The sequence below is a fragment of the Streptomyces sp. NPDC056503 genome (assembly GCF_042794995.1).
Classification (GTDB): Bacteria; Actinomycetota; Actinomycetes; order Streptomycetales; family Streptomycetaceae; genus Streptomyces.
The window spans coordinates 4,202-24,467 of record NZ_JBHTST010000023.1; the positions used below are offsets into that span (position 1 = coordinate 4,202).

21 protein-coding genes and 1 pseudogene are annotated in these 20,266 nt (G+C 75.1%); 10 read left to right on the forward strand and 12 right to left on the reverse strand.

Annotation, left to right across the window (positions count from 1 at the left end):
* Nucleotides 1–486: pseudogene (locus ACFQ8C_RS09710) on the forward strand (hypothetical protein); the annotation flags it as partial.
* Between the two features lie 3 nt (nucleotides 487–489).
* Here the strand turns inward: ACFQ8C_RS09710 and ACFQ8C_RS09715 are convergent.
* The 9 genes from ACFQ8C_RS09715 to ACFQ8C_RS09755 form a co-directional block, all read right to left on the reverse strand.
* Nucleotides 490–1,638 (reverse strand): GNAT family N-acetyltransferase, encoded by a 1,149-nt coding sequence (locus tag ACFQ8C_RS09715; RefSeq protein ID WP_383454107.1) that lies wholly within the window; start codon nucleotides 1,636–1,638, stop codon nucleotides 490–492.
* The gene (locus ACFQ8C_RS09720) at nucleotides 1,635–2,309 is read right to left on the reverse strand and encodes a lipopolysaccharide biosynthesis protein (protein WP_383454110.1); all 675 of its coding nucleotides are present in this window, start codon (nucleotides 2,307–2,309) and stop codon (nucleotides 1,635–1,637) included. The genes ACFQ8C_RS09715 and ACFQ8C_RS09720 overlap by 4 nt, the downstream gene beginning before the upstream one ends.
* A 47-nt stretch (nucleotides 2,310–2,356) precedes the next feature.
* A complete protein-coding gene (locus ACFQ8C_RS09725; protein WP_383454113.1) occupies nucleotides 2,357–3,502 on the reverse strand; it encodes a glycosyltransferase in 1,146 nt (381 codons plus the stop codon).
* On the reverse strand, nucleotides 3,499–4,302 hold the full coding sequence (locus tag ACFQ8C_RS09730) for a polysaccharide deacetylase family protein (protein ID WP_383454116.1): 804 nt from the start codon (nucleotides 4,300–4,302) through the stop codon (nucleotides 3,499–3,501). Before ACFQ8C_RS09730 ends, ACFQ8C_RS09725 begins: the two co-directional genes overlap by 4 nt.
* A complete protein-coding gene (locus ACFQ8C_RS09735; RefSeq protein WP_383454278.1) occupies nucleotides 4,199–5,881 on the reverse strand; it encodes a lipid II flippase MurJ in 1,683 nt (560 codons plus the stop codon). Before ACFQ8C_RS09735 ends, ACFQ8C_RS09730 begins: the two co-directional genes overlap by 104 nt.
* Nucleotides 5,882–6,248: 367 nt before the next feature.
* On the reverse strand, nucleotides 6,249–7,589 hold the full coding sequence (locus ACFQ8C_RS09740; protein WP_383454119.1) for an O-antigen ligase family protein: 1,341 nt from the start codon (nucleotides 7,587–7,589) through the stop codon (nucleotides 6,249–6,251).
* 2 nt (nucleotides 7,590–7,591) lie between these two features.
* Nucleotides 7,592–9,046, reverse strand: a complete 1,455-nt coding sequence (locus ACFQ8C_RS09745; RefSeq protein ID WP_383454122.1) for an exopolysaccharide biosynthesis polyprenyl glycosylphosphotransferase — start codon at nucleotides 9,044–9,046, stop codon at nucleotides 7,592–7,594.
* Nucleotides 9,043–10,179 carry a glycosyltransferase gene (locus ACFQ8C_RS09750; RefSeq protein ID WP_383454124.1) on the reverse strand — a complete coding sequence of 379 codons (1,137 nt, stop codon included), beginning with the start codon at nucleotides 10,177–10,179 and terminating at the stop codon, nucleotides 9,043–9,045. The genes ACFQ8C_RS09745 and ACFQ8C_RS09750 overlap by 4 nt, the downstream gene beginning before the upstream one ends.
* A 1-nt stretch (nucleotide 10,180) precedes the next feature.
* Nucleotides 10,181–11,242, reverse strand: a complete 1,062-nt coding sequence (locus ACFQ8C_RS09755; protein ID WP_383454126.1) for a DUF3344 domain-containing protein — start codon at nucleotides 11,240–11,242, stop codon at nucleotides 10,181–10,183.
* 376 nt (nucleotides 11,243–11,618) lie between these two features.
* Between ACFQ8C_RS09755 and ACFQ8C_RS09760 the strand changes: the two genes are divergently transcribed.
* The 6 genes from ACFQ8C_RS09760 to ACFQ8C_RS09785 all read left to right on the forward strand — a co-directional run bounded on the left by ACFQ8C_RS09760 (nucleotide 11,619) and on the right by ACFQ8C_RS09785 (nucleotide 16,002).
* A complete protein-coding gene (locus ACFQ8C_RS09760) occupies nucleotides 11,619–11,858 on the forward strand; it encodes a chaplin (protein WP_383454128.1) in 240 nt (79 codons plus the stop codon).
* Between the two features lie 272 nt (nucleotides 11,859–12,130).
* Nucleotides 12,131–13,063 carry a hypothetical protein gene (locus ACFQ8C_RS09765; RefSeq protein WP_383454131.1) on the forward strand — a complete coding sequence of 311 codons (933 nt, stop codon included), beginning with the start codon at nucleotides 12,131–12,133 and terminating at the stop codon, nucleotides 13,061–13,063.
* 245 nt (nucleotides 13,064–13,308) lie between these two features.
* Nucleotides 13,309–13,581: a hypothetical protein gene (locus ACFQ8C_RS09770; protein ID WP_383454133.1), complete on the forward strand. Its 273-nt coding sequence runs from the start codon at nucleotides 13,309–13,311 to the stop codon at nucleotides 13,579–13,581.
* Nucleotides 13,582–13,742: 161 nt separating this feature from the next.
* Complete coding sequence (locus ACFQ8C_RS09775) at nucleotides 13,743–14,792, forward strand: hypothetical protein (protein WP_383454135.1); 1,050 nt, start codon at nucleotides 13,743–13,745, stop codon at nucleotides 14,790–14,792.
* Between the two features lie 123 nt (nucleotides 14,793–14,915).
* Nucleotides 14,916–15,428, forward strand: coding sequence for a hypothetical protein (locus tag ACFQ8C_RS09780; RefSeq protein WP_383454138.1), 513 nt, complete (start codon nucleotides 14,916–14,918; stop codon nucleotides 15,426–15,428).
* Nucleotides 15,429–15,714: 286 nt separating this feature from the next.
* Nucleotides 15,715–16,002, forward strand: coding sequence for a chaplin (locus tag ACFQ8C_RS09785; protein ID WP_383454140.1), 288 nt, complete (start codon nucleotides 15,715–15,717; stop codon nucleotides 16,000–16,002).
* A gap of 76 nt (nucleotides 16,003–16,078) precedes the next feature.
* On the opposite strand, the gene ACFQ8C_RS09790 is transcribed toward ACFQ8C_RS09785, so the two are convergent.
* Both ACFQ8C_RS09790 and ACFQ8C_RS09795 read right to left on the reverse strand, forming a co-directional pair.
* Complete coding sequence (locus ACFQ8C_RS09790; protein ID WP_383454143.1) at nucleotides 16,079–16,945, reverse strand: tyrosinase family protein; 867 nt, start codon at nucleotides 16,943–16,945, stop codon at nucleotides 16,079–16,081.
* On the reverse strand, nucleotides 16,929–17,327 hold the full coding sequence (locus ACFQ8C_RS09795) for a tyrosinase family oxidase copper chaperone (protein ID WP_383454145.1): 399 nt from the start codon (nucleotides 17,325–17,327) through the stop codon (nucleotides 16,929–16,931). The genes ACFQ8C_RS09790 and ACFQ8C_RS09795 overlap by 17 nt, the downstream gene beginning before the upstream one ends.
* Nucleotides 17,328–17,476: 149 nt before the next feature.
* Between ACFQ8C_RS09795 and ACFQ8C_RS09800 the strand changes: the two genes are divergently transcribed.
* The 3 genes from ACFQ8C_RS09800 to ACFQ8C_RS09810 are packed head-to-tail and all read left to right on the forward strand — an operon-like array spanning nucleotide 17,477 to nucleotide 19,690.
* Nucleotides 17,477–17,980 (forward strand): DUF5949 family protein, encoded by a 504-nt coding sequence (locus ACFQ8C_RS09800; RefSeq protein ID WP_383454148.1) that lies wholly within the window; start codon nucleotides 17,477–17,479, stop codon nucleotides 17,978–17,980.
* A gap of 17 nt (nucleotides 17,981–17,997) precedes the next feature.
* A complete protein-coding gene (locus ACFQ8C_RS09805; protein WP_383454151.1) occupies nucleotides 17,998–18,657 on the forward strand; it encodes a vitamin K epoxide reductase family protein in 660 nt (219 codons plus the stop codon).
* Between the two features lies 1 nt (nucleotide 18,658).
* Nucleotides 18,659–19,690 (forward strand): glycoside hydrolase family 26 protein, encoded by a 1,032-nt coding sequence (locus ACFQ8C_RS09810; RefSeq protein ID WP_383454153.1) that lies wholly within the window; start codon nucleotides 18,659–18,661, stop codon nucleotides 19,688–19,690.
* On the opposite strand, the gene ACFQ8C_RS09815 is transcribed toward ACFQ8C_RS09810, so the two are convergent.
* Nucleotides 19,656–20,264 (reverse strand): TetR family transcriptional regulator, encoded by a 609-nt coding sequence (locus tag ACFQ8C_RS09815; RefSeq protein ID WP_383454155.1) that lies wholly within the window; start codon nucleotides 20,262–20,264, stop codon nucleotides 19,656–19,658. The two genes, ACFQ8C_RS09810 and ACFQ8C_RS09815, sit on opposite strands and share 35 nt — an antisense overlap.
* Nucleotides 20,265–20,266: the final 2 nt, after the last annotated feature.

Here is a 20,266-nt window from a genome sequence, read left to right on the forward strand (position 1 = left end):
GAGCCGAAGCCTGAGCCGAAGCCCGAGCCGAAGCCTGAGCCCAAGCCGGAACCGAAGCCTGAGCCGAAGCCCGAGCCGAAGCCTGAGCCGAAGCCCGAGCCGAAGCCTGAGCCCAAGCCGGAACCGAAGCCTGAGCCGAAGCCCGAGCCGAAGCCTGAGCCGAAGCCGGAACCGAAGCCTGAGCCCAAGCCCGAGCCGAAGCCGGAACCGAAGCCCGAGCCCAAGCCCGAGCCCAAGCCGGAACCGAAGCCTGAGCCGAAGCCGGAACCGAAGCCCGAGCCCAAGCCCGAGCCCAAGCCCGAACCCAAGCCCGAGCCCAAGCCCGACTGTTGGAAGGTCGAGCTCGGGGACTGGGTGGAGAGCTGGATCGGTGGGCCGGTGTGCGTGCCCAAGGAGACCGGGTGGAAGGACGAGCTGAAGCCCGGCCTCGGCCTCGACCTCGATCTCGACTGGAAGGGGGCCCTGAACGGGGTCTGGCCGTTCTGACGGTCAGCCGCCCGGCACGGACGCGGGCGCGCGGCCGGGGAGGCGGGCGAGGAGCCGGCCGGCCCAGGCCCGCTCCCGCGCCTGCCGGGCCGCCCAGCGCCGCGCGTCCGCCGCGCCCGCGTGGAGCCACAGCAGCGGGGCCGTACCGCGGCCGGTGAGGAGCAGTCGCCGGTTGCGGACCGGCTCCGGCCGCCAGTGGTGCTTGTACGGTTCGCTGCCCCGCAGCATGCTCAGGGTGGCCCGGCCGCCCGCGCTGGTCTCGCCCGCCCCGTGCCGCAGCAGCATCGCGGCGACGTCGACCTTGCGCTCCCGCAGGACCGGGTCGGCGCCGTAGAGGTAGCCGCCGGCGAGGCGGGGGGACATCAGGGTGAGGTCGGCGGCGACCACGTCGCCGCCGAGCCGGAACTCGGTGACCATCGCGTCGCCGCGCTCCACCATGGGCCGCACCGCCCGCGTCAGGTGCTGGGCGAACCGCTCGCTGGTGTGCTCGGCGGTGACCCCGCGGCCCCGCCACTGGAGTCGATGGAGGGTCAGGAGCCGGTCGAGGGCGGCCGGCACGTCGGGGGCGGTCACCACGTGCGCGTCGATGCCGAGCGCGTCGAGCTTGCGCAGCTTGGCCCGGACCCGCTGGGCCTTCCCGGACGGGATCCGTTCGAGCAGGCCCTCCATGGGGACGGCCGGCAGTTCCAGGCAGAGCGAGTCGGGGAGCCGGCGGCGGGGGCCGCGCCACCGGGCGAAGACGCGTTCGGCGGCGGCGCCGGGCCGCACCTCCCGCAGGTCGACGACCGCGCCCCGGGCGGCCCGGGCGACGGCCTCGGCCAGCGCGGCGGCCGCCTCGGGACGCTCGTCGTCGAGGAGGACGTCGGTGAAGTCGGTGATGGCGCCGCCGAGCTGGGTCAGCACCGGCAGCGGCCCGCGCGCCCGCATCAGGGGCGCCGCCGCCACGAGCGCGCCGACCCCGTCCCGTACGAGCACCACCCGCAGCGCGCCGGGACGTCCGTACGACAGCCACCAGGAGTGCAGCCAGGAGTGGGACTGGAACGGGGTGGCGGAGGAGCAGCGCCCGTACAGCGCCGTCCACTCGGCCGCCAGCCGCCCGAACTCCTCCGTGTCACGGCAGATCTCGGTCCTCAGTGCTCTTCCCGGGGTCACACCGCCTCCGGTTCCGGCTGGTGGGAGGCGGGCGCGGGCACCGCGGCACCCGTGGTCGCGGCCGGGCGGGAGTGGCGGCCCTCGGCGCGTCCGGCCGTCCGCTGGGGGCGGACGAGCAGCGCGAGCCCGCCGAGCAGCCCGCCGGCACAGGCGCCGACCAGCGCGGAGAGCGGCGCGGACGGCGACACGGGGGCCGTCGGCTTGGTCGCGCGGGAGAACTGGACGACCTTCACGCCCGTGCTGCCGGCCACGTGCGAGGAGTTGAGGACGAGCGAGCGGGCCACCCCGTCGGCGATCGACACCGCCTTCGAGGCCTTCGGGGCCCGGGCGGTGATGGAGATCATCGGCGCGTCCGGGGAGGTCTCCGCCCGCACGCTCTCGCGGAGGGTGGCCGCGGTGACGCCCGCCCACACCTGGGCGTCGCCGGTGACCGCGATGTCGGTGGCGACCCGGCCGTACGCCTGGGCGAAGCCGAGCGCCGCCGCCGGGTCGGACTTCTCGCCGGGCACGACGATCACGTAGCTGGTCGCCGCGTACTCGGGGGTCTTCAGCGCCCCGTAGCCGCCGCCGAGGGCGGCCCCGGCGACCACGGCGGCGGGCAGCACCGCCCAGCGTCCGGGGGAGCGCAGTCGGGCGGGCATGCGGACGGCGCGGGATGGGGTGGTGGTCATGACGGGCTCTCTCGCTGGGACGGGCAGGGGGCTTCGGGGGGAGGTGTTCACGGGCCGGGGCGGCCGTGGACGGCCTGGTCGTAGAGGGTCATCAGCCGGTCGGCGCTGCTCGCGATGTCGTAGCGGCGGGCGGCGGCCGGGGCGGGCAGGCGTACGGGCCGGGGGCCGTGCGCGGCCCGCAGCTCGCGCAGGGCGCCGACCAGTTCGGGCACGGACTCGCCGATCCGGCGGGCGCCGGGCGCCGCGTCGGCCGGCAGGTCCTCGATCGCCGGGCACGCCACGTACAGCACGGGCAGTCCGGCGGCGAGCGCCTCGACGGCGGCGAGTCCGAAGGTCTCGTCGGTCGAGGTGGAGACGAAGACGTCCATGGCGGCGAGGAGTTCGGGCAGCATCGGGCCGGCGGGCCCGTCCGCCGGCGGGTCCTCGCAGGCGCCGAAGAACAGCACCCGGTCGGCGGCGCCGCACGCGTCGGCCACCGCGCGCAGCTCCTCGCGCCGCTCGCCGTCGCCGACGAGGAGGAGCCGGGCCTCCGGCACCGAGGCCACGGCCCGGATCAGCCGGTCGAACCGCTTCCCCGGGGCGAGCCGCCCGACCCCGCCGACCACGAACGCGTCCTCGGGGATGCCGAGGACGCCCCGGGTGAGCCGGCGGGCGCGGGGGACGAAGGCGAAGCGGCCGGTCTCGATGCCGTTCGGCACCACCTCGATCCGCTCCGGCGCCACCCCCCAGTCGGCGAGGCGGCGGGCCACGCTGGCCGAGACGGCGACGGTGGAGGTGCCGAGCCGCTCCGAGGCCAGGTAGAGCGCGCGGGTGCCCGCCGACAGGGGGCGGCCCTCGATCTGCGAGGCGCCGAGCGAGTGCTCGGTGGCGATGACCCGGCGGACCCCGCCGAGCCGGGCGGCGAGCCGGCCGTAGACGCAGGCCCGGTACAGATGGGTGTGGACGAGGTCGTAGCCGCCCTCGCGGACCAGCCGGGCGAGCCGGGGCAGCGCGCCGAGGTCCCGGTTCCCGGTCATGCCCAGATGGGTGACCGGGGTCCCGTCGGCCTCGATGCCCTGCGCGACCGGGCCGGGGTTGGTGAGCGTCACCACCCGGCCCTGCACGGGGAGGTGGCGCAGCAGCAGCCGCAGCTGCTGCTCGGCTCCGCCGATGCCGAGCCCCGTGATGACGTGCAGCACCTTCAGCCGGCTCATCCGAGCACCGCCGCGGCCGGGCCGGTGCGGGCCGGGACCAGTTCGGCGGGGTGGCGGCGGCGCAGCGGGTGCAGGGCCCGCTTCGCGGTGAGCCGCCACGAGGTGTCGTCCTCGCCGATGTGGACGCGGGGCAGGGCGTGGGCGCCGGTCAGCGGGCCGGGGTCGATGGCGCAGGCGTAGCCGTACCCGGCCTTGCGCACGGCGCGGACCACACGCGGGTCGACCGCCCCGTACGGGTAGCAGAAGCCGTCCACGGGGCCGCCGGTGATCTCCTCCAGGAGGGTCCGGGAGCACCGGGTCTCCTCGGCGAGGGTGGCGTCGTCGGCCTCCGTGAGCCGGCGGTGCGTCAGGCCGTGCGAGCCGATCTCCATGCCGGCGCCGGCGATCCGCTCGATGCCCTCCTCGGTGAGCAGCGGCTTGCGCGGGCCCTGGGCGTCCCAGTCGTTGACGCCGCCGAGCCGGCCCGGCAGGACGTAGACCGTGGCCGTGAAGCCGTGGCGGCGCAGCAGCGGCAGCGCCGAGTCGAGGAAGTCGGCGTAGCCGTCGTCGAAGGTGAGGCCGACGAGGCCCTTCGCGCGGCCCTCGGCGGTCGCGGCGAGAAGCTCCCGCACCGACACCCCGCGCAGCCCCCGGTCGCCGAGCCAGTGGAGCTGGCGGGCGAAGCGCACCGGGGAGACGGTCACGCGGTACGGATCGTCAGCGGTGTCCGTGATCGAGTGGTACATCGCCACCCACAGGGGCGGCTTCGCCCACAGGGGTGGCTTCGGCAGCAGACGGCGCAGCACGGCGGGGGCGGGCATGGGCGGTCCTTCGGCGTCGGGTGGAGGTGTGGGGGAGGGGAGGGATCTCCGGCGCCCTGGCGGCGCAGGCGATGAAGGTCAGGAAGACGCCGGCGACGACGAGGCACACGACTGCGAGGGAGAGCAGCGGCGGGCCGATCGCCATCGAGCAGAGCCAGCCGGCGCCGGTCGCCCAGGCGCCGGCCGTGGCGAGCCGCAGCAGGCCCTCGCCGAGCCGGTCGGGCCGGACCGGGACGGTCTGCCGGTGGGCGCCGCGCAGCAGCAGTACGGCGGTCAGGGTGATGCCGAGCGCGTTGGCGGCGGCGATGCCGACGGCGCCCCAGGCGGCGGCACCGGGCACTCCGGCGGCGGCGGTGGCGGCGAGCCCGGCGGCCATCGCGGCGGCCGGGTACCAGAGGGGCCGGGCGGCGGAGAAGTAGCAGCGGACGAGGGCGCCGACCATGGTCTGGCCGAGCAGCCCGAGCGCGTAGACCCGCATGACGGCGGCGGTGGCGACCGTGTCGGACCGGTCGAACTCGCCCCGCTGGAAAAGCAGTTCGACGATCCTCGGGGCGGCGGCGATCACCACGGAGGCGCCCACCAGGACCACCACGGCCGCCAGCAGCAGGTCCCGCTCGACCCGCCGCCGGGCCCCCTCGGGATCACCCGCGGCCAGCGCCCGCGCGACCACCGGGAAGCTGACCGTGCACAGCATCAGCGAGAGGATCATCGGCATCTGCGCGATCTTCTGCGCGTAGTTCAGGTGCGAGATCGCGCCGGACGGCAGCGGCGCCGCGAGGAACCGCTCGATCAGCGTCTGCGACTGCCGGATCAGCGAGAAGACGACCACCGGCGCGATCAGCCCGAACACCACGAGCCGCCCGTCCCCGGCGAACCCCGGCGCCGGTGCCTCCGGCTCCCGCGAGGGCACCGGCCGCGTCCGCAGCTCCCGCACCAGCGCCGGCGCCTGCACCAGCACCATGAACACGCCGCCGACCGCGACCCCGGCGGCCGCCGACCGCACCCCCCACGGCTCGCGCAGGAGCACCATCGTGCCGATGATGCCGACGTTGTACGCCACGTAGATCGCGGCCGGCGGCAGGAAGACGTGGTGCGCCCGCAGCGCCGCCGAGCAGTAGCCGACCAGCGCGAAGGTGAGCACACAGGTCGCGGTGAGCCGGGTGCAGTCCACCGCCAGCCCGGGGTCGGAGAGCCCCGGCGCGAGCAGCGAGACGACCGCCGGCGCGGCCGCGACCAGGACGGCGGAGACGACCGCGACCCCGAGGGTGAGCCGGGGCAGCGTCCCCCGCACCAGGTCCCGTACGGGATCCCCGAAGAGCGACCCCGAACGCCGGGCCAGCGCACGGGAGAACGCCGGCACCAGGATCAGCGCCATCGCGTCCTCGATGAGCAGCGTCGACGCGAACTCCGGCACCGTCCACGCCACCAGGAAGGCGTCCGTCTCCGCGCCCGCGCCGAAGTACCCGGCGAGGATCTGGTCCCGTACGAGCCCGAGCACCGCCCCCACGGCCGTGAGCGCCGCCGTCACGGCCGCCGCCTTGGCGAGGAACCCCCGCCCCTGACCGCCCGCCCGCCGCACCTTCGCCCGCGCGTGCGCCCGCCGCCCGGTCCTGGGGGCGGGGGAGGCGACGGGCGCGGGAGGCGGAGGGGAGGCGACCGTGGCGACCGGCGCGGGCGCCCACACGTCGGAGGGGGGAGCGTGCCCCGCCGGGCGGTGGACGGCGACCCGCCGCGCCCCGGAGAGACCGGCCGGCGGCGAGCCGGCACCGCCCCCCGGCAGCACGGCGGCCCCCGGCGCGCACGGGGAGTCCGTGGCGCCCGGGGGCAGGGGGGACCAGGGGTCGGTCAGGGGTTCGCCGCGCGGTGGGCACGGCGGGAGGGTGGGGCCGCCGGGGCCCGGGGGCGCGACGTACGCGTCCGTGGGATCCGGCGGACCGGCCCACGGGTCACGCACCGCGCACCTCCAGCGGGGCCTCGGGGTCGGGCGCCAGCGCCCACCAGGCGGCGAGGCCGAGGACCACCGACATCAGCACCGTCGACGGGCCGCCGATGTCCGCGTAGAAGAAGTCGATCAGCTGCCAGGCGAGCAGCCCGCCCGCCACCAGCGCGCACTCCGCGCCCGTCCGGCGCCGCCGCAGCGCGCCCACGAGCAGCGCCAGCCAGCTCCCGGCGAGCGCCAGCAGCCCGATCAGGCCCTGCTCGCTGAGGACCAGCAGGTACATGTTGTGCGGGGAGAGCAGCGGCTGCTTCCGGAAGCCCGCGCCCGCGCCGGCCGTGTCGCTGCCGGCGGAGAGCGCCACCGAGGCGTTCGAGTCCCGGTAGTGGGGGAAGCCCTTCAGCCCGACGCCGGTCAGCGGCTCGGAGCGCCACATCCGCCCGGCCGCCGCCCACATCGTGTACCGGTCCGTCACCGACTGGTCCGGCGCCGCCGTCACCCGCGTGATGCTGGTGACGCGCTCCTTCACCATCTCCGAACCCAGCCCGAAGCCGCCGACGAGGACCACCGCGAGCGCGCCCACCGCCAGCGTCACCCGCGCCGCCCGCCGCACCCCGCCGAGCAGCAGCTGGATCCCGCAGGCCAGCACGGTCGCGATCCACGCCCCCCGGCTGAAGGAGAGCAGCAGCGGGACCACGAGCAGCCCGACGCAGACCAGCGCGGCGGTCCGCGTCCGCCCGGCCGGAGAGCCGAGCGCGATCCCGGTGACGACGACCAGCCCGTACGCGACCACCGTCGCCATGCCCATCACGTCGGTCGCCCCGAAGGTGCCGACCGCCCGGATGTCCTCGCCCTGGTACGAGGCGCCCGTCCCCGTCAGGTACTGCCCGACGCCGACCGCGCCCTGGAGCAGCGCCAGTGCCACGAGCCCCCACGCCACCACCGCGAAGTCCCGCCGGTCCCGGATCGTCAGCAGCACCGCCGCCGGGACCAGCACGAAGACCTGCACGTAGCGGGCGACGCCCGGCAGGCTCGACGCCGGGTCGCCGGAGGTGACCGCGGCCAGGCAGATCCCGAACACCGGAAGCCCGAGGACCACCGCCGCCGTCCGGGTCAGCGGCCGCGCGCCGCCGCGCAGGAGCCGTACGAGACAGATCAGGACCAGCAGCCCCGAAGCCGCGTCGGCGACCGTGCCGGTGCCGCCCGTCCCGCCCTGCGCCCCACCGCCGCCCGGCACCAGGAGCAGCGCGATCACCGCGAGGACCGGGGAGAGCGCCCCGGCCCTGCGGAGCCCGTCCCGGAAGCCCGGCGCCCCCGCGAGGGCCGGCACCGTCGTCACGGCCGTGGCCATCCTCAGCTCCCCGTCGGTCGCACGAGCCCGGCCGCCGTGCGGACGAGGATGCAGACGTCCTGCCAGAGCGACCAGTGGTCGATGTAGTGGTTGTCGAAGCGGCAGCGGTCCTCGATCGAGGTGTCGCCGCGCAGCCCGTGCACCTGCGCCAGACCGGTCAGCCCGACCGGCATCCGGTGACGGGTCGCGTATCCCGCGTGGATCTTGCTGAACTGGGCCACGAAGTAGGGGCGTTCGGGACGCGGACCGACCAGGCTCATATCGCCGCGGAGCACGTTCCACAGCTGCGGCAGCTCGTCCAGCGAGGACTTCCGCAGGAAGCCGCCGGCCGCGCTCATCCGCCGGTCCCCGGCCACGTTCCACCGGGTCGCCGACTCCGTCTCGTCCGTCGGCCGGAGCGTACGGAACTTCAGCAGCGTGAAGTGCCGCCCGTGCTGGCCCACCCGTTCCTGCCGGAACAGCACCCCCGGCCCGTCCGAGAGCCGCACCGCCAGCGCGCACACCGCGAGCACCGGCAGCGCGAAGGCCAGCGCCGGACCGGCGAGCGCGATGTCCAGGGCCCGCTTGGCCAGCACCCCGCGCCGCTCCGTCGCCGGCACCAGCCGGCGACGGGCGTACCCCCACACGTGCTCGCCCATCGGTCCCTCGCGCCGCTCCCCGCCGACCCGCCAGGTCGTGCAGCCGTAGTGCTGGAAGAGGGTCACCAGCTCCGGCTCGTCGGAGAGGAACACCGCCTCGCGGACCGTGTTCTGGATGACCGCCCGGCGGATCTCCTCCGCCGTCGTCAGCACCGGCAGCCCCGGCTCCAGCGGCCGCTGCTCACCGACCGTCCCGTCCGGCAGCCCCACGATCCCGACCGGCCGCATCCCGTACTCGGGGTGCTGCCCGGCCGCCGCCGCGAACCGGCGGGCCGCCGCCGGCGGGCCCACGACCAGCGCCGACCGCGGCCGCTCCCGGGCGATCCGCCGCCCGCGCGCGAGCAGCGCCGCACGCAGCAGGGCCGCGACCCCGACGTGCGCGAGGTACGCCCCGCACAGCCGCAGCGGTCCGATCGCGAGCTCCGGCGACCAGGCCGCGGCCCCCGCCGCCGCCACGCACCACACCACCCCGGCCCGCGAGGCCAGCGCCGGCAGCTCGTCGAGCAGCCGCACGTGCGCCGGCGGCCGGTACAGCCCCCCGCGCCCGTCCAGCAGGAGCAGCAGCGCCACGACCGGCAGCAGCAGCCGCGGGTCCTGGTGCGCCGGGCCGAGCAGCGCGGCGCCGGCGAGCACGGCCAGGCAGTCGAGGGCCCGCAGCGCGGGCGCCCCGGGAACCGGCCGCACGGCCGCCCGGTGGCGCGGCAGCGCGAGCCGGCCGGAGATCCGCCGACGGGGGGCGAGCGAGGCCGACCCGAAGGCCGGACCCGCGACCGGCCACGGGCCGGGTGAAGAGGGAACGCTGGTACTTTCCGTGGTCACTGCGCAATCGGCTCTCTGTGCTCGGTGCCCCGCACTCCGGCCAGCTCGCGGTAGATCTCCGCGACGGCCGCGCCGGTGCGCCGCACATCGAAACTGCTGAGGACGTGCTCGTGGGCCTCGCGGCCCAGGCGGTGCCGCAACTCCGGCCGGCCGAGGAGGCGGCCGAGAGCGGCGGCGAGGGCGGCCGGGTCCTCCGACGGGACCAGGCACGTGGCTTCGTGGCCGGGCGGCAGGCTCTCGCGGGCCCCGTCGACGTCGGCGACGACGACCGGCCGGCCCGCCGCCATCGCCTCCAGGGGCGCCAGCGCCATGCCCTCCCAGCGGGACGGCAGCACGACGACGTCCGCCGCCCGGTACCAGGGGGCGGTGTCGCCGACCGCGCCGGTGAACCGGACCGAAGGACCGGCGGCGGCCCGCAGCCGGTCCCCGTCCGGCCCGTCGCCGACCAGCACCAGCCGGGCGGCCGGCACCTCGGCGAGGACCGCGGGCCAGGCGGCGAGCAGCACGTCCTGGCCCTTCTGCCGGCAGAGCCGGCCCACGCACACCACGGTCGGCGCCGGGTTCCCGGCGGGCCCGTCGGTCGCGAACCGCGCCACGTCCACGCCGTTGTGCACCACCGACCAGGCCGCGTCGACCCCGGCCTCCTCGCCGGTACGCCGCTCCGCCGCGCTCACGCACAGGATCCGGTCGGCCCAGCGGGCGCCGAACCGCTCCCAGCGGCGCGCGAGTTCGGCGGTGGTGCCGGTCACGGCCTCGAAGGACCAGGCGTGCGGCTGGTACACGGTCGGGATCCGCCCGCGCACCGCGAGCCGGGCGCAGAGCCCGGCCTTCGCCGAGTGCGCGTGGACGAGCCCGGGCCGCACGGCACGGACCACCCGGGCCAGCTCGCGGGTCTCCCGGAGCAGCGCGGGACCGGGGTCGCGGCCGGCCCGCCAGTCGTGGACCTCGGCACCCTCGGCGCGCAGTTCCGCGGCGAGCGCGGTGCCGGGCGGGCAGGCGGTGACGGGCCGCAGCCCGGCCGCGCGCTGGGCGCGCACCAGGTCGACGACGACCCGGGCGACCCCGCCGTCGCCGGGCTGGACCGCGTGCAGGACGGTGACGGACCCGGGGTCCGTCTCGATCGGGGCCCGCACGTCAGCGCCGTACGTCCGCCTGCAGGAAGAGCGCGCCGAGCCAGACGGTGTCCTCGCGGCTGCCGAGCCGGACGTGGACACGGTCGGCTCCGTTGCGCAGCGCCCCCCGCAGATCGAAGACGTCGGAGTCGTACCCCAGGGTGTTCCCGGCGGCGGGGAAGCGTGTGGTCCCGGCCTTGCCGAATTCGGTGATGCTGGAGTTCAGGACGTCGTTCACGGAATTGGCGGAATCGCCGATCATGGTCGCCTTCTGACGGCCCGTCCGCACCTGGAGGTAATCCCCGGAAGTTCCCCGGTCGCCGTCATAGGCGATCACTCCGAGCCGCCCCTCGGTGTCCTTCGGATAACGGTGGCCGTCGAGCGTGACACGCAGCTCGCCGGAGCGCGGACCGACCGTCTCGAAGCCGTCCCAGACGCTCAGCCGGCGCAGCGGCTCCTCGTCCTTCTCGTACGCGGCGACCAGCGTCCAGCCGCCCCAGCCGCCCACCGCGCTGCGGCCCATGGCGACGTTCACCTGGGCGACCGTCCACTGCCCGGGCTCGGTCCAGCGGACCAGGTCGGTGACGTCGGCGGAGGCCTGGAAGGCGTCGGCGCCGTCGGCGGTGCGGTGGCCGACCAGGGTGTCGGCGAGGACCGCCTTGTACCGACCGCCGGGCTCGGCGACCAGCACCCGCCCGTTGTCCTCGGGCGGCTTCTGCTCACCCACCCGCAGGTTGCCGCCCCAGTACAGCCGGGCCCAGGCGACCCGGGCCCCGGCCGGCACGCGCAGCTCGGCGCGGCTGGAGTTGTACGTGTGGGGGTCGTCGTCCACGTCGACGTAGCCGATCGCGGCCCCGTCGTTGGAGGTCTCGGTGCCCTCGACGCCCTTCGCCGAGGCGTTGGCGGCGCGCACGATCCCGCCGTGCAGCTCGGCCTGGTAGCGCGCGGCGAAGGGGACCCGGGCCGCCTCCCCGGGCGCGGGCGGCGCGGCGGCGGAGGCGAGCGGCGGCGCGGCCGACAGAACCGCGCACGACAAGGCGCACAACACGCTGCGACGCACAGCAAGAACCGCTGAATTCCGCATACAGGTTCTCCGCTTTGATGAGAGAAGGAAGGGAAGACCCGTGAAGACCGGGGGAGGGGGAGGTGTCCGCACGAAATGGGTGAACGCGCGGCGGGCCCGGAAGCAACGTTCGGGAACGTTATAACCCCGGCGCGGAGCGATAGTAAGCATTAGATGCTCGGAAACGCTAACTCCCGTATCCGGGCGGCAGGTTCCTCGTTGAGCGTGTTGCGCCTTTCTCCGGCCCGTCGCTCGAATGGCCCTCCCGCAACCCAAAGATCGGTTGAACGTCACCCGTTCGGGAGAGCAACCGAAGGAAATCCGGTGCGTTGTTGAGGGAGCCGGGCCGAACAGTCCGCGCAGTCCGAGTCGGAAATCGATCGAGGAGAACTTCTCCATGTCCCGTATCGCCAAGGCCGTTGTCCTGACCGTGGGTGCCGCCGCCGCGGTCGCCGGTGCCGCCGGTGCCGCCGCCGCCGACTCCCTCGCCGAGGGTGCCGCCGTGAAGTCCCCCGGCGTCGGCTCCGGCAACGTCGTCCAGGTCCCGGTCCACGTGCCGGTCAACGTCTGCGGCAACACCGTGAGCGTCATCGGCGCGCTGAACCCGGCCTTCGGCAACGCCTGCGTCAACGCCTGATCTCGCACCTCGGATCGGTCCTTCCGAAGCCGGTGCGCCCCCCTCGGGGCGGGCGCACCGGCTTTTTCCTTGCGGCCACTGGGTCGGTACTCGTTCGGACGCACCCCCGTGCGCCGTCCGGTGCAACGGCGTACGCCCCTTCGGGGGGCAGGTCGGAGGGCGGATTCACTCGAACGGGGACGTGGCGCTCCGTAGTTCCTCGGTTGCGGAGGGCTATATCCGCAGGCACGGTGAGAGAGCAGTTGTCCGACGCATAAGGAAAAGGAACACATATGCGTCCCCTGGCTTCACGCCGTCTCACCGCCCTGGCGATATCCGCCGCCCTCACCCTCGGCACGGCGGGACCCGCCTTCGCCGACGAACACCACCCGTCCCGCGCGGCCGACCCGGCCGCTCATGCCCCGCTCCCCGACGCCGCCGCCCTGCTGACCCAGACCAAGGCCCTCGCGGACGTCGGCGGGGTGACGACCCCCGTGACCGCACTGGTCGCGGCGGCCCTCAAGGCCGACGACGGCCAGATCCCCGCGGCCGACGCCGAGGCCCTGAAGGGCAAGATCCAGGCCGCCGTCGACCAGGCCAAGGAGACCGTCCCCGCCCCGCTGCCGGAGACCCCGGCCACCCCGGAGCTGCCGGTCACCCCGCCCGCCGTCGACACCCCGGTCACCCCGCCCGCCGTGGAGGCGCCGGTCGCCCCGCCGGCGGTCGAGACCCCGGTGACGCCGCCCGCCGTGGAGGCCCCGGTGACCCCGCCGGCGGTCGAGACCCCGGCCGGGCTGCCCGTGAAGCCGCCCGTGACCCTGCCCGTCGCGGCCGGGGCCAAGGCCGCCGAGGCCGCGCCCGCCGATCTGGTGGACGACGCGCTCGCCACCGTCGAGAAGGCCGTCGCCGGGCTGCTCGCCGCCGTCACCTCCGGGGACGCCGGCGGAGTCGTCCCGCAGGTCACGGCCACGCTGACCTCCCTGGTCAACCTCGCCGTCGCCACCGTGCTCGGCAGCGGACTGCCCGCCCCGGACCTGGCCGGCCTGCCCGCGCTGCCCGCGCTGCCGGTCGAGGCGCCGGAGCTGCCCGTCGACCCGCCGGTCGAGGCACCGGAGCTGCCGGTGGACCCGCCGGTCGAGGCCCCGCAGCTGCCGGTCGACCCGCCGGTCGAGGCGCCGCCGCTGCCGGTCGACGTACCGGTGAAGCCGCCGCTGCCGGTCCGCTGAGCCGCCGCGCGCACCCCCGACCCGTACCGGTCCGGCCTCCCGCCGGGCCGGTACGGGCACGTCCGCGTCCGGTCATCCGGAAATAGCACCGGTCCCCTTCGATCGGGTGCAGTGTCGAGAAATCCTTCCTTCTGGAGTTTCCGGGGAGCGAACCTCTCGTTACAGAAGACGAAAGCGACGTACGGGATTTCCTCAAGAAGCCTGTGCGGAACGCGAGTTGAAAGAACAGAGAAAGGACTCTCCCCATGAAGCCCACCAAGGTCGCCGCGGTCGTCGCCGGTTCCCTGATGGCCCTCGGTGTCGCCGCCCCCGCCATGGCGCAGCAGGCGTTCACGCCGACCAGCCTGAACGGCGGCCTGGAGGCCATCGCCGCCAACGGGCTGAAGTCGGACGTGCTCAGCAGCACCACCGAGGGCTCCCCGGTCAAGTCCGTGACCGACACCGCCACCCAGCTGAACCAGACCGGCAAGGGACTCCCGCTCGTCGGCGGCCTTCCGGTCAACCCGCTCGGCGGCTGATCGAATGATTTTCTGACCGGTCGCCGTGTGGCCTCGACTCCACACGGTGCGCCGCTCCCTACTCTCGGGACCGTCCCACGCCAACGTCAGCGCGGGGCACGGCCGGACGGAGCGAGGGGGGATCCTCGCCGGTCTCTCCCTTTCTCCAGAGGAAGAGCGGTATGCGGTCCATCATCAGCAGGAAAGTACTCACCGCGGCGGCAGCGACCGGCCTGCTGTCGCTGACCGGCGGTCTCGCACTGGCCGCGAACGCGCACCCCGGCACCGGCGACACACCGGGACCCGGCAACGGCCAGGCCCACGCCCCCCTTTCGCCGGAACTCTGCGGCGCCGGCATGGACCTGGGCGGTTACGTGGCGTCGGCCGTCGGAGACCTCTGCGCCCACGCGACCGGGGAACCCGACGGCGGCTACGGCGAGGAGCCCGGGGAACCCGACGGCGGCTACGGCGAGGAGCCCGGGGAGCCCACCCCGACGCATCCCCCACACCCCACGCACCCCACGCATCCGTCGACCACCCCGCCCACCACGGCCCCGCCCACGTCGGCGCATCCGACGACCAGCCCGCCCACCTACCCCCCGGACGAGTGTGAGGCGCCGGCGCCGGGCGAGGAGCCGGAGCCCGGGTGCGAGGAGCCGACCGAGCCCCCGGCGACTCCGACGACGACCCCGCCCACGTCGACGCATCCGACGACCACTCCGCCCACCTACCCCCCGGACGAGTGTGAGGCGCCGGCGCCGGGCGAGGAGCCGGAGCCCGGGTGCGAGGAGCCCAGCACCCCGCCGGCGACCCCGTCGACCACTCCGCCCACGTCCCCGCCGTGGACCCCGCCCACCAACCCGGACGAGCCTCCGGGCGAGTGCGAGGAGCCCGCGCCCGGCGAGGAGCCGGAGCCCGGGTGCGAGGAGCCGACCGAGCCCCCGGCGACTCCGACGACCACTCCGCCCACGTCCCCGCCGTGGACCCCGCCCACCAACCCGGACGAGCCTCCGGGCGAGTGCGAGGAGCCCGCGCCCGGCGAGGAGCCCGAGCCCGGCTGTGAGCCCACCACGCCGACCACCCCGCCGCACGGGCCCGACAAGCCCGAACTCCCCGACACGGGCAGCGATCCCGCCCTGTGGGGAGCGGCCGCCGTCAGCGCCGCCCTCATCATCGGCGGCACCGTCGTCCAGCTCCGGGGCGGCCGCCTCGTCCGGAGCCGTCGCCACTGACGTACACGTCGGCCTGACGTGACGTCAACAGAGGCCCCCGCCTTCACCGGTGGGGGCCTCGGGCTTTGCTGCACATGGGGGATCCCCGCGCGACGTTTCGGCCAGGCGTCTCGTTCACACGGCATGACTCTGCGCTCTCACGCCGGCATGGGACTCCTCATGACCGCGCTCGCCTCCGCCGCCCTGGCCGCCCCGGCCGCCGCCGTCGAGGCCCCGGTGGTCGTCCCCCTCCAGGGCCTGGACCCGGTCCTGCCGATGGACGCCCCGACCGTCGCGACCGGCGTGCCGGTGCCGGTGCCCGGCGCCCCCACCGGTTTCCAGAAGGGCCTCGGCTCGCTCCCCGACGTGACCCTGCCGAGCGTCCCGCTCACCGGCACCCTGCCCGAGACCGTCGTGGACGCCCCGCTCCCCGAGCTCCTGGAGGACAGCGAGCCCGGCAGGGCGCTCCTCGCCACCCCGCACTCCGAGATGCAGGCCGCCACCCCCGGTGCCGTCCTCGGCCACCCCGTCGAGGCCCCCCGTGGCAACGGCCTCGCCGGGCTGCCCGACCTCGCCGACCCCCGGCTCGGCCTCGTCGCCCCGACGCTCAGCGGCGCCCTCGATTCGCAGCTCGGCCTTTCCCCCGAACACGGCTGATCCCTTTCCCCTTGTCTTTTCGGAATTCTGTTCGGGCCCGGTCCGCGCGAGTGAAGACACGATTCTTCCCCGCTACCACAAGGGCCTTTCCTCGTTGCACCGGAAGGCTTGTCGCATGGCCGCGGCCCGCGGTCCGGAGTGTCGCCCGTCGTATCCGACGGGGGGCGGCCACCGGACCGCGGGCCACCTTTTCGGCCCAAAGGCCGTGACCCGCTCCGCGGTACGGCGTTGAACGCACGTGACGGCCGTGATCCCTGCGGTCGCTCGACCCATTCAAGGAGTTCTGATGTCTCGCATCGCGAAGGCTGCCGCCGTTCTGGCCGGCACCGGTGCCGTCGCCCTCAGCGGAGCCGGCCTGGCCGTCGCCGACTCGGGCGCCGAGGCCGTCGCCGCCCACTCGCCCGGCGTCGCCTCCGGCAACGTCGTCCAGGTCCCGGTCCACGTCCCGGTCAACCTCTGCGGCAACACCGTCAACGTCATCGGCCTGCTCAACCCGGCCTTCGGCAACAGCTGCGCCAACGTGGACGCCCCGCACGACCACGGCGACCACGGCGACGGCGGCTACGGCGGCTGAGCCGTCCCGCTTCTCCCGGACGTCCCCCCGACCCCACCAGGGCCGGGGGGACGCCCGCGTCCGGGGCCCCGCCCCGTCAGGCGTACCGGTAGATCGCGCTGTGGTCGAACATCTCGGCCGGCGTCACGCCCCACGGCGCCATCGGCTGGTGCCGCGCCACCACCTTCCGGTACTGCGCGTCGCCCAGCGGCGGCGGTTCCGCCGGCAGGTATCCGGCCTGCGGATTGCGCTGCTGCCACCGCGACCACACCAGGTCCACGAAGGAGTGGTGCAGCCAGAAGACCGGGTCGTTCACCGAACCGCCGCCCAGCATCAGCCCGCCCACCCAGCGGTGCACCCGGTTGTGGACGCGGAACCGCTCGTTGCCCGAACCCGCCGCCCAGCCTTCGAGCCGGTTGCGGAAACCGGACGGGCTGGTCGAGTTCCACGGGGCCGTGTCGTACGCCCGCTCCCGCATCACCTCGTCCAGCTGGACCGCCGTCGGCAGCGCGACCGGATCGCGCGGACGGCCGAAGTCCCTGGTCAGGAACGAGATCTCGGTCATCGCGTGCTTCACCGTCCACTTCCCCTTGGCGTACGCGAAGGGGCCGGTGGTCACCTGGAGGTCCGAGCGGCGGCCGTTGCCGCCCATGAAGTCCTCCGACCAGAGCGAGGACGCCGGCGTCGAGTCCCGGGTCCAGTCCCAGTACGGGACCGTCACCGTCGCGTCGATCCGGCGCAGCGCCCGCTCGAACTCGAGCAGGAACTTCCGGTGCCAGGGCAGGAAGCTCGGCGCCATGTGGGCGGTCCGCAGCCGGCCGGCGCCGTCGGCCACGTAATGGTCGATGTGCGCCCGTACGAACTCGTCGTACGTGCCGCGGCGCTTCAGTTCGAGCACCGCGGCCACGAACCGCCGGCGTTCGGCCGTCGTCAGGTCGCGCTGGTTCTTACGCGTGTACACCACGCGGGTTCCCTCCCGTCGGGTCGGAGTGGAGGCCGTGCCCCGCCGCGTACCGGGAGAGCGGGGCCGAGCCCGCCGCGTCCACGGCCGCGCGGGTGGCGGCGAGCGGGGTCGGGCAGGACTCGTAGTGGTCCAGCGGGGTCACCCAGCCGCCGCCGGCGCACCGCATCAGGTGCAGCGGCCGCCCGTCCACCAGCGCCACCGGCTCGCCCGCGGGACCGGTGAGGCCGCGGATCCGGCGGCCCGCGTACATCTCGTCGAAGGCGTACGGGTCCGCCGCCGGCTCCGGGGAGCGGGCGGCGATCCGGCCGAGGGCCCCGCCGGTGGCGGCGGTGACGGCCAGCGCGAAGAGGGACCGGAGGGCGACACGGCGCGGGAAAGGCATCGGCGATCTCCTGGCGTCGACAAGGGGCCTCAGGGCACAACGATGAAAACCCGCGTTCGTTGCGGCCGGGAGTTCGAGCGGGGGAATGTCGGCCGGATGAGTGAATTCGGTACGGGGAAAGGGTGGTTGCCCCACTAGCATCCCCTTCCATGACCACTCCCCACGTCCTTTCCGAGGCGCGCAGCCTCTCTCCGCTGGGCACGCTCACGGTGATTCCGTGGTCCAGCGAAGTCACTGAAGACTCCGCCGGCACGCCCTTCCTCATGGCGTACTCGCTCGGCGACGGCCGCGACGGCCCGGAGGCCGGTCAGCAGGCCATGCGCGCGGCCCTGGAGTCCATGGGCCTCTCGGTCGGCGACCGGCTCTTCGACCTGGAGAAGGACGCGGGGATCAGCGCCACGCTGCTCGTCGAGGCCGGCACCGCGGTCCTCACCCTCCCCTTCCTCAAGGTGCAGTGCCCGGTGCCCCCCGAGTGGCAGACCGCCGCCCGTGAGAGCGGCAAGGTCTACTTCCTCTGCTCGGTGCGCCCCTGGGCCGAGGCGGTCCCCGGACGGCCCGTGGACGAGGACCGGCTGCGGGCCTTCGTCTCCGACGAGGAGATGCTCGCGGAGTGCGCCCACGTCCTGCTGCCCGTCCGGCGCGTGCAGGGCTGAACGGAAGGGGCGGCGCGATGACGACGCTCGGGGTACGGGGTGGCGTTCCGGAGCAGCGGCGGGAGGACCGCCCGGCGGAGGCCGGGCGGTCGGAGGACGGCACGGTCGGCGCGGGCCGGGCGCTCGGCTGGCTGCTCGTCGTCACGGGGGCGGCCGGGATCCTGGCCGCGTGGGTGATCACGATCGACAAGTTCAGGCTCCTGGAGGACCCGGGCTTCCAGCCGGGGTGCAGCCTGAACCCGGTCGTGTCCTGCGGGAACATCATGAAGAGCGAGCAGGCGGCGGTCTTCGGCTTCCCCAACCCGATGCTCGGTCTCGTCACCTACGGCGTCGTCGTCGCCGTGGGCGCCGGGCTCCTCGCGGGAGCCCGGTACCGGGGGTGGTTCTGGCTGGGGCTGAACGGCGGGACGCTGTTCGGCGTCGGCTTCTGCACCTGGCTGATGCAGCAGTCGCTGTACGAGATCAACGCGCTCTGCCTGTGGTGCTGCCTCGCCTGGACGGCGACCATCACCATGTTCTGGTACGTCACCGCGCACAACGTGCGGACGGGGGTGCTGCCCGCGCCGGCGGCGGTCCGGGGCTTCCTCGGCGACTTCGCCTTCGCGCCGCCCGTGCTGCACATCGGGATCATCGGGATGCTGATCCTGACCCGCTGGTGGGAGTTCTGGACCAGCTGACGTGAGCCGCATCCGCCTCCGTCCCCGGCCGCGGGCCGCACTCCTGGTGCTGCTCGCGGCCGTTCTCGCGCTCCTGCTGGTGCCCGGTCTGATCGTCCGGCTGGCGCCCGGCGAGCGGCCCGGCGGGCCCGTGACCGCGCCGGAACCCTCGCCGCTGCCCGGCGTGCCGTCCGGCTTCTTCACCGGCTCCGACGCGGAGGGGGTGCGGCGGATCTCCGGGGTGGAGTCGTGGCTGGGCGGCGGCGAGCTGACGGTCGGGCACACCTATCTGCCGGGCGACCGCTGGTCCAACATCGAGGGGCATCCGGAGCTCTTCGCGCCCTGGGCGCGGTGGAAGGCCGAGCGGCCCGGGCGGCTCTTCGTGCTGAACGTGCCGATGATGGACCGCAACGAGGCCGGGCTGAGCGACGCCGAGGTGCGGAGCGGGCTGCGGCGCGGCGCGGCCGGCGACTTCGACGCCCACTTCGAGGCGCTGGGCGAGGGGCTGGTGGAGCACGGGCTCGGGGACGCGATCCTGGTGCTCGGCTGGGAGATGAACGGCACCACCTACGGGCACCGCTGCGGGCCGGACCCGGCGGCCTGGAAGGCGTACTGGCGGCAGGTCGTCGGGGTGCTGCGGGGGGTGGAGGGGCAGCGCTTCCGCTTCGACTTCACGCCGAGCCGCGGCCGGGACGCGGTGCCGTGGCCGGAGTGCTATCCGGGGGACGACGTCGTCGACATCATCGGGATGGACGCCTACGACCAGCCCGAGGGGGTCTCCTTCGAGGAGCAGGTGGGCGAGGAGTACGGGCTCGCGCACCACGTGGCCTTCGCGGCGGCGCACGGCAAGCCCGTCTCGTACCCCGAGTGGGGGCTCTTCCGGAACGGGGACAACCCGGCGTACGTGCGGGGGATGCTCGACTGGTTCGCCGCCAACCGGCCGGTCTACCAGACGGTGACCGACTACTGCCCGCACGGCGTGTGGGGGTGCGCGGACAATCCGCGCTCGGCCGAGGTGGTCAGGGGCGCGCTGGGAGCGCCGGCCCGGCCTTGAGGGTGTCGAGCGTGCGGTGCAGCAGCGCCGGCAGGTCCTCGGTGAGGCCGCGCTCGGCCCAGTAGAGGGTGGCCTCGCGCAGGGCGCCGAGGACGGCGGCGGCGAAGACCCGGACCTCCAGGTCGTCGGCGGCGCGGCCGGTGCGGTCGGCGAGGGCGCGGGCGAGCCGGCGGCCGGTCTCGGCGGTGGTCTCGGTGAGCCGGGCGCGGACGGCGGGGGTGCCGGCCATCAGCCGGGCGCGGAGCCGGACCTCCTCCGGGTCGGTCTCCAGGGCCGTGCCGATGGCCTCGACGATGACCGCGCGGAGGGATTCGAGGGGCTCCTCGCCGGCCGGGCGGGCGCGCAGCCGGGCTTCGAGGCGCGCGTCGTCCTCGTCGGTGAGGACGATGTCCTCGCGGACCGGGAAGTAGCGGACGACGGTGGAGGGGGAGACCTCGGCCTCGGCGGCGATGCGCTCGATGGTGGCGGCCTCCCAGCCGTGGGCGGCGGCGATCCGCCGTCCGGCCCGGCGGATGGCCGCGCGCGTGCGCTCCTTCTTCCGTTCCCTCAGGCCGTTCGTCGTGGTGGTGGGCATGA

Coding starts and splice junctions, on each gene's coding strand:
- ACFQ8C_RS09720 (WP_383454110.1), bottom strand. CDS start 2,309: ATGACCACCACCCCATCCCGCGCCGTCCGCATGCCCGCCCGACTGCGC.
- ACFQ8C_RS09725 (WP_383454113.1), bottom strand. CDS start 3,502: ATGAGCCGGCTGAAGGTGCTGCACGTCATCACGGGGCTCGGCATCGGC.
- ACFQ8C_RS09730 (WP_383454116.1), bottom strand. CDS start 4,302: ATGCCCGCCCCCGCCGTGCTGCGCCGTCTGCTGCCGAAGCCACCCCTG.
- ACFQ8C_RS09740 (WP_383454119.1), bottom strand. CDS start 7,589: ATGGCCACGGCCGTGACGACGGTGCCGGCCCTCGCGGGGGCGCCGGGC.
- ACFQ8C_RS09755 (WP_383454126.1), bottom strand. CDS start 11,242: ATGCGGAATTCAGCGGTTCTTGCTGTGCGTCGCAGCGTGTTGTGCGCC.
- ACFQ8C_RS09760 (WP_383454128.1), top strand. CDS start 11,619: ATGTCCCGTATCGCCAAGGCCGTTGTCCTGACCGTGGGTGCCGCCGCC.
- ACFQ8C_RS09765 (WP_383454131.1), top strand. CDS start 12,131: ATGCGTCCCCTGGCTTCACGCCGTCTCACCGCCCTGGCGATATCCGCC.
- ACFQ8C_RS09770 (WP_383454133.1), top strand. CDS start 13,309: ATGAAGCCCACCAAGGTCGCCGCGGTCGTCGCCGGTTCCCTGATGGCC.
- ACFQ8C_RS09775 (WP_383454135.1), top strand. CDS start 13,743: ATGCGGTCCATCATCAGCAGGAAAGTACTCACCGCGGCGGCAGCGACC.
- ACFQ8C_RS09780 (WP_383454138.1), top strand. CDS start 14,916: ATGACTCTGCGCTCTCACGCCGGCATGGGACTCCTCATGACCGCGCTC.
- ACFQ8C_RS09785 (WP_383454140.1), top strand. CDS start 15,715: ATGTCTCGCATCGCGAAGGCTGCCGCCGTTCTGGCCGGCACCGGTGCC.
- ACFQ8C_RS09795 (WP_383454145.1), bottom strand. CDS start 17,327: ATGCCTTTCCCGCGCCGTGTCGCCCTCCGGTCCCTCTTCGCGCTGGCC.
- ACFQ8C_RS09800 (WP_383454148.1), top strand. CDS start 17,477: ATGACCACTCCCCACGTCCTTTCCGAGGCGCGCAGCCTCTCTCCGCTG.
- ACFQ8C_RS09805 (WP_383454151.1), top strand. CDS start 17,998: ATGACGACGCTCGGGGTACGGGGTGGCGTTCCGGAGCAGCGGCGGGAG.
- ACFQ8C_RS09815 (WP_383454155.1), bottom strand. CDS start 20,264: ATGCCCACCACCACGACGAACGGCCTGAGGGAACGGAAGAAGGAGCGC.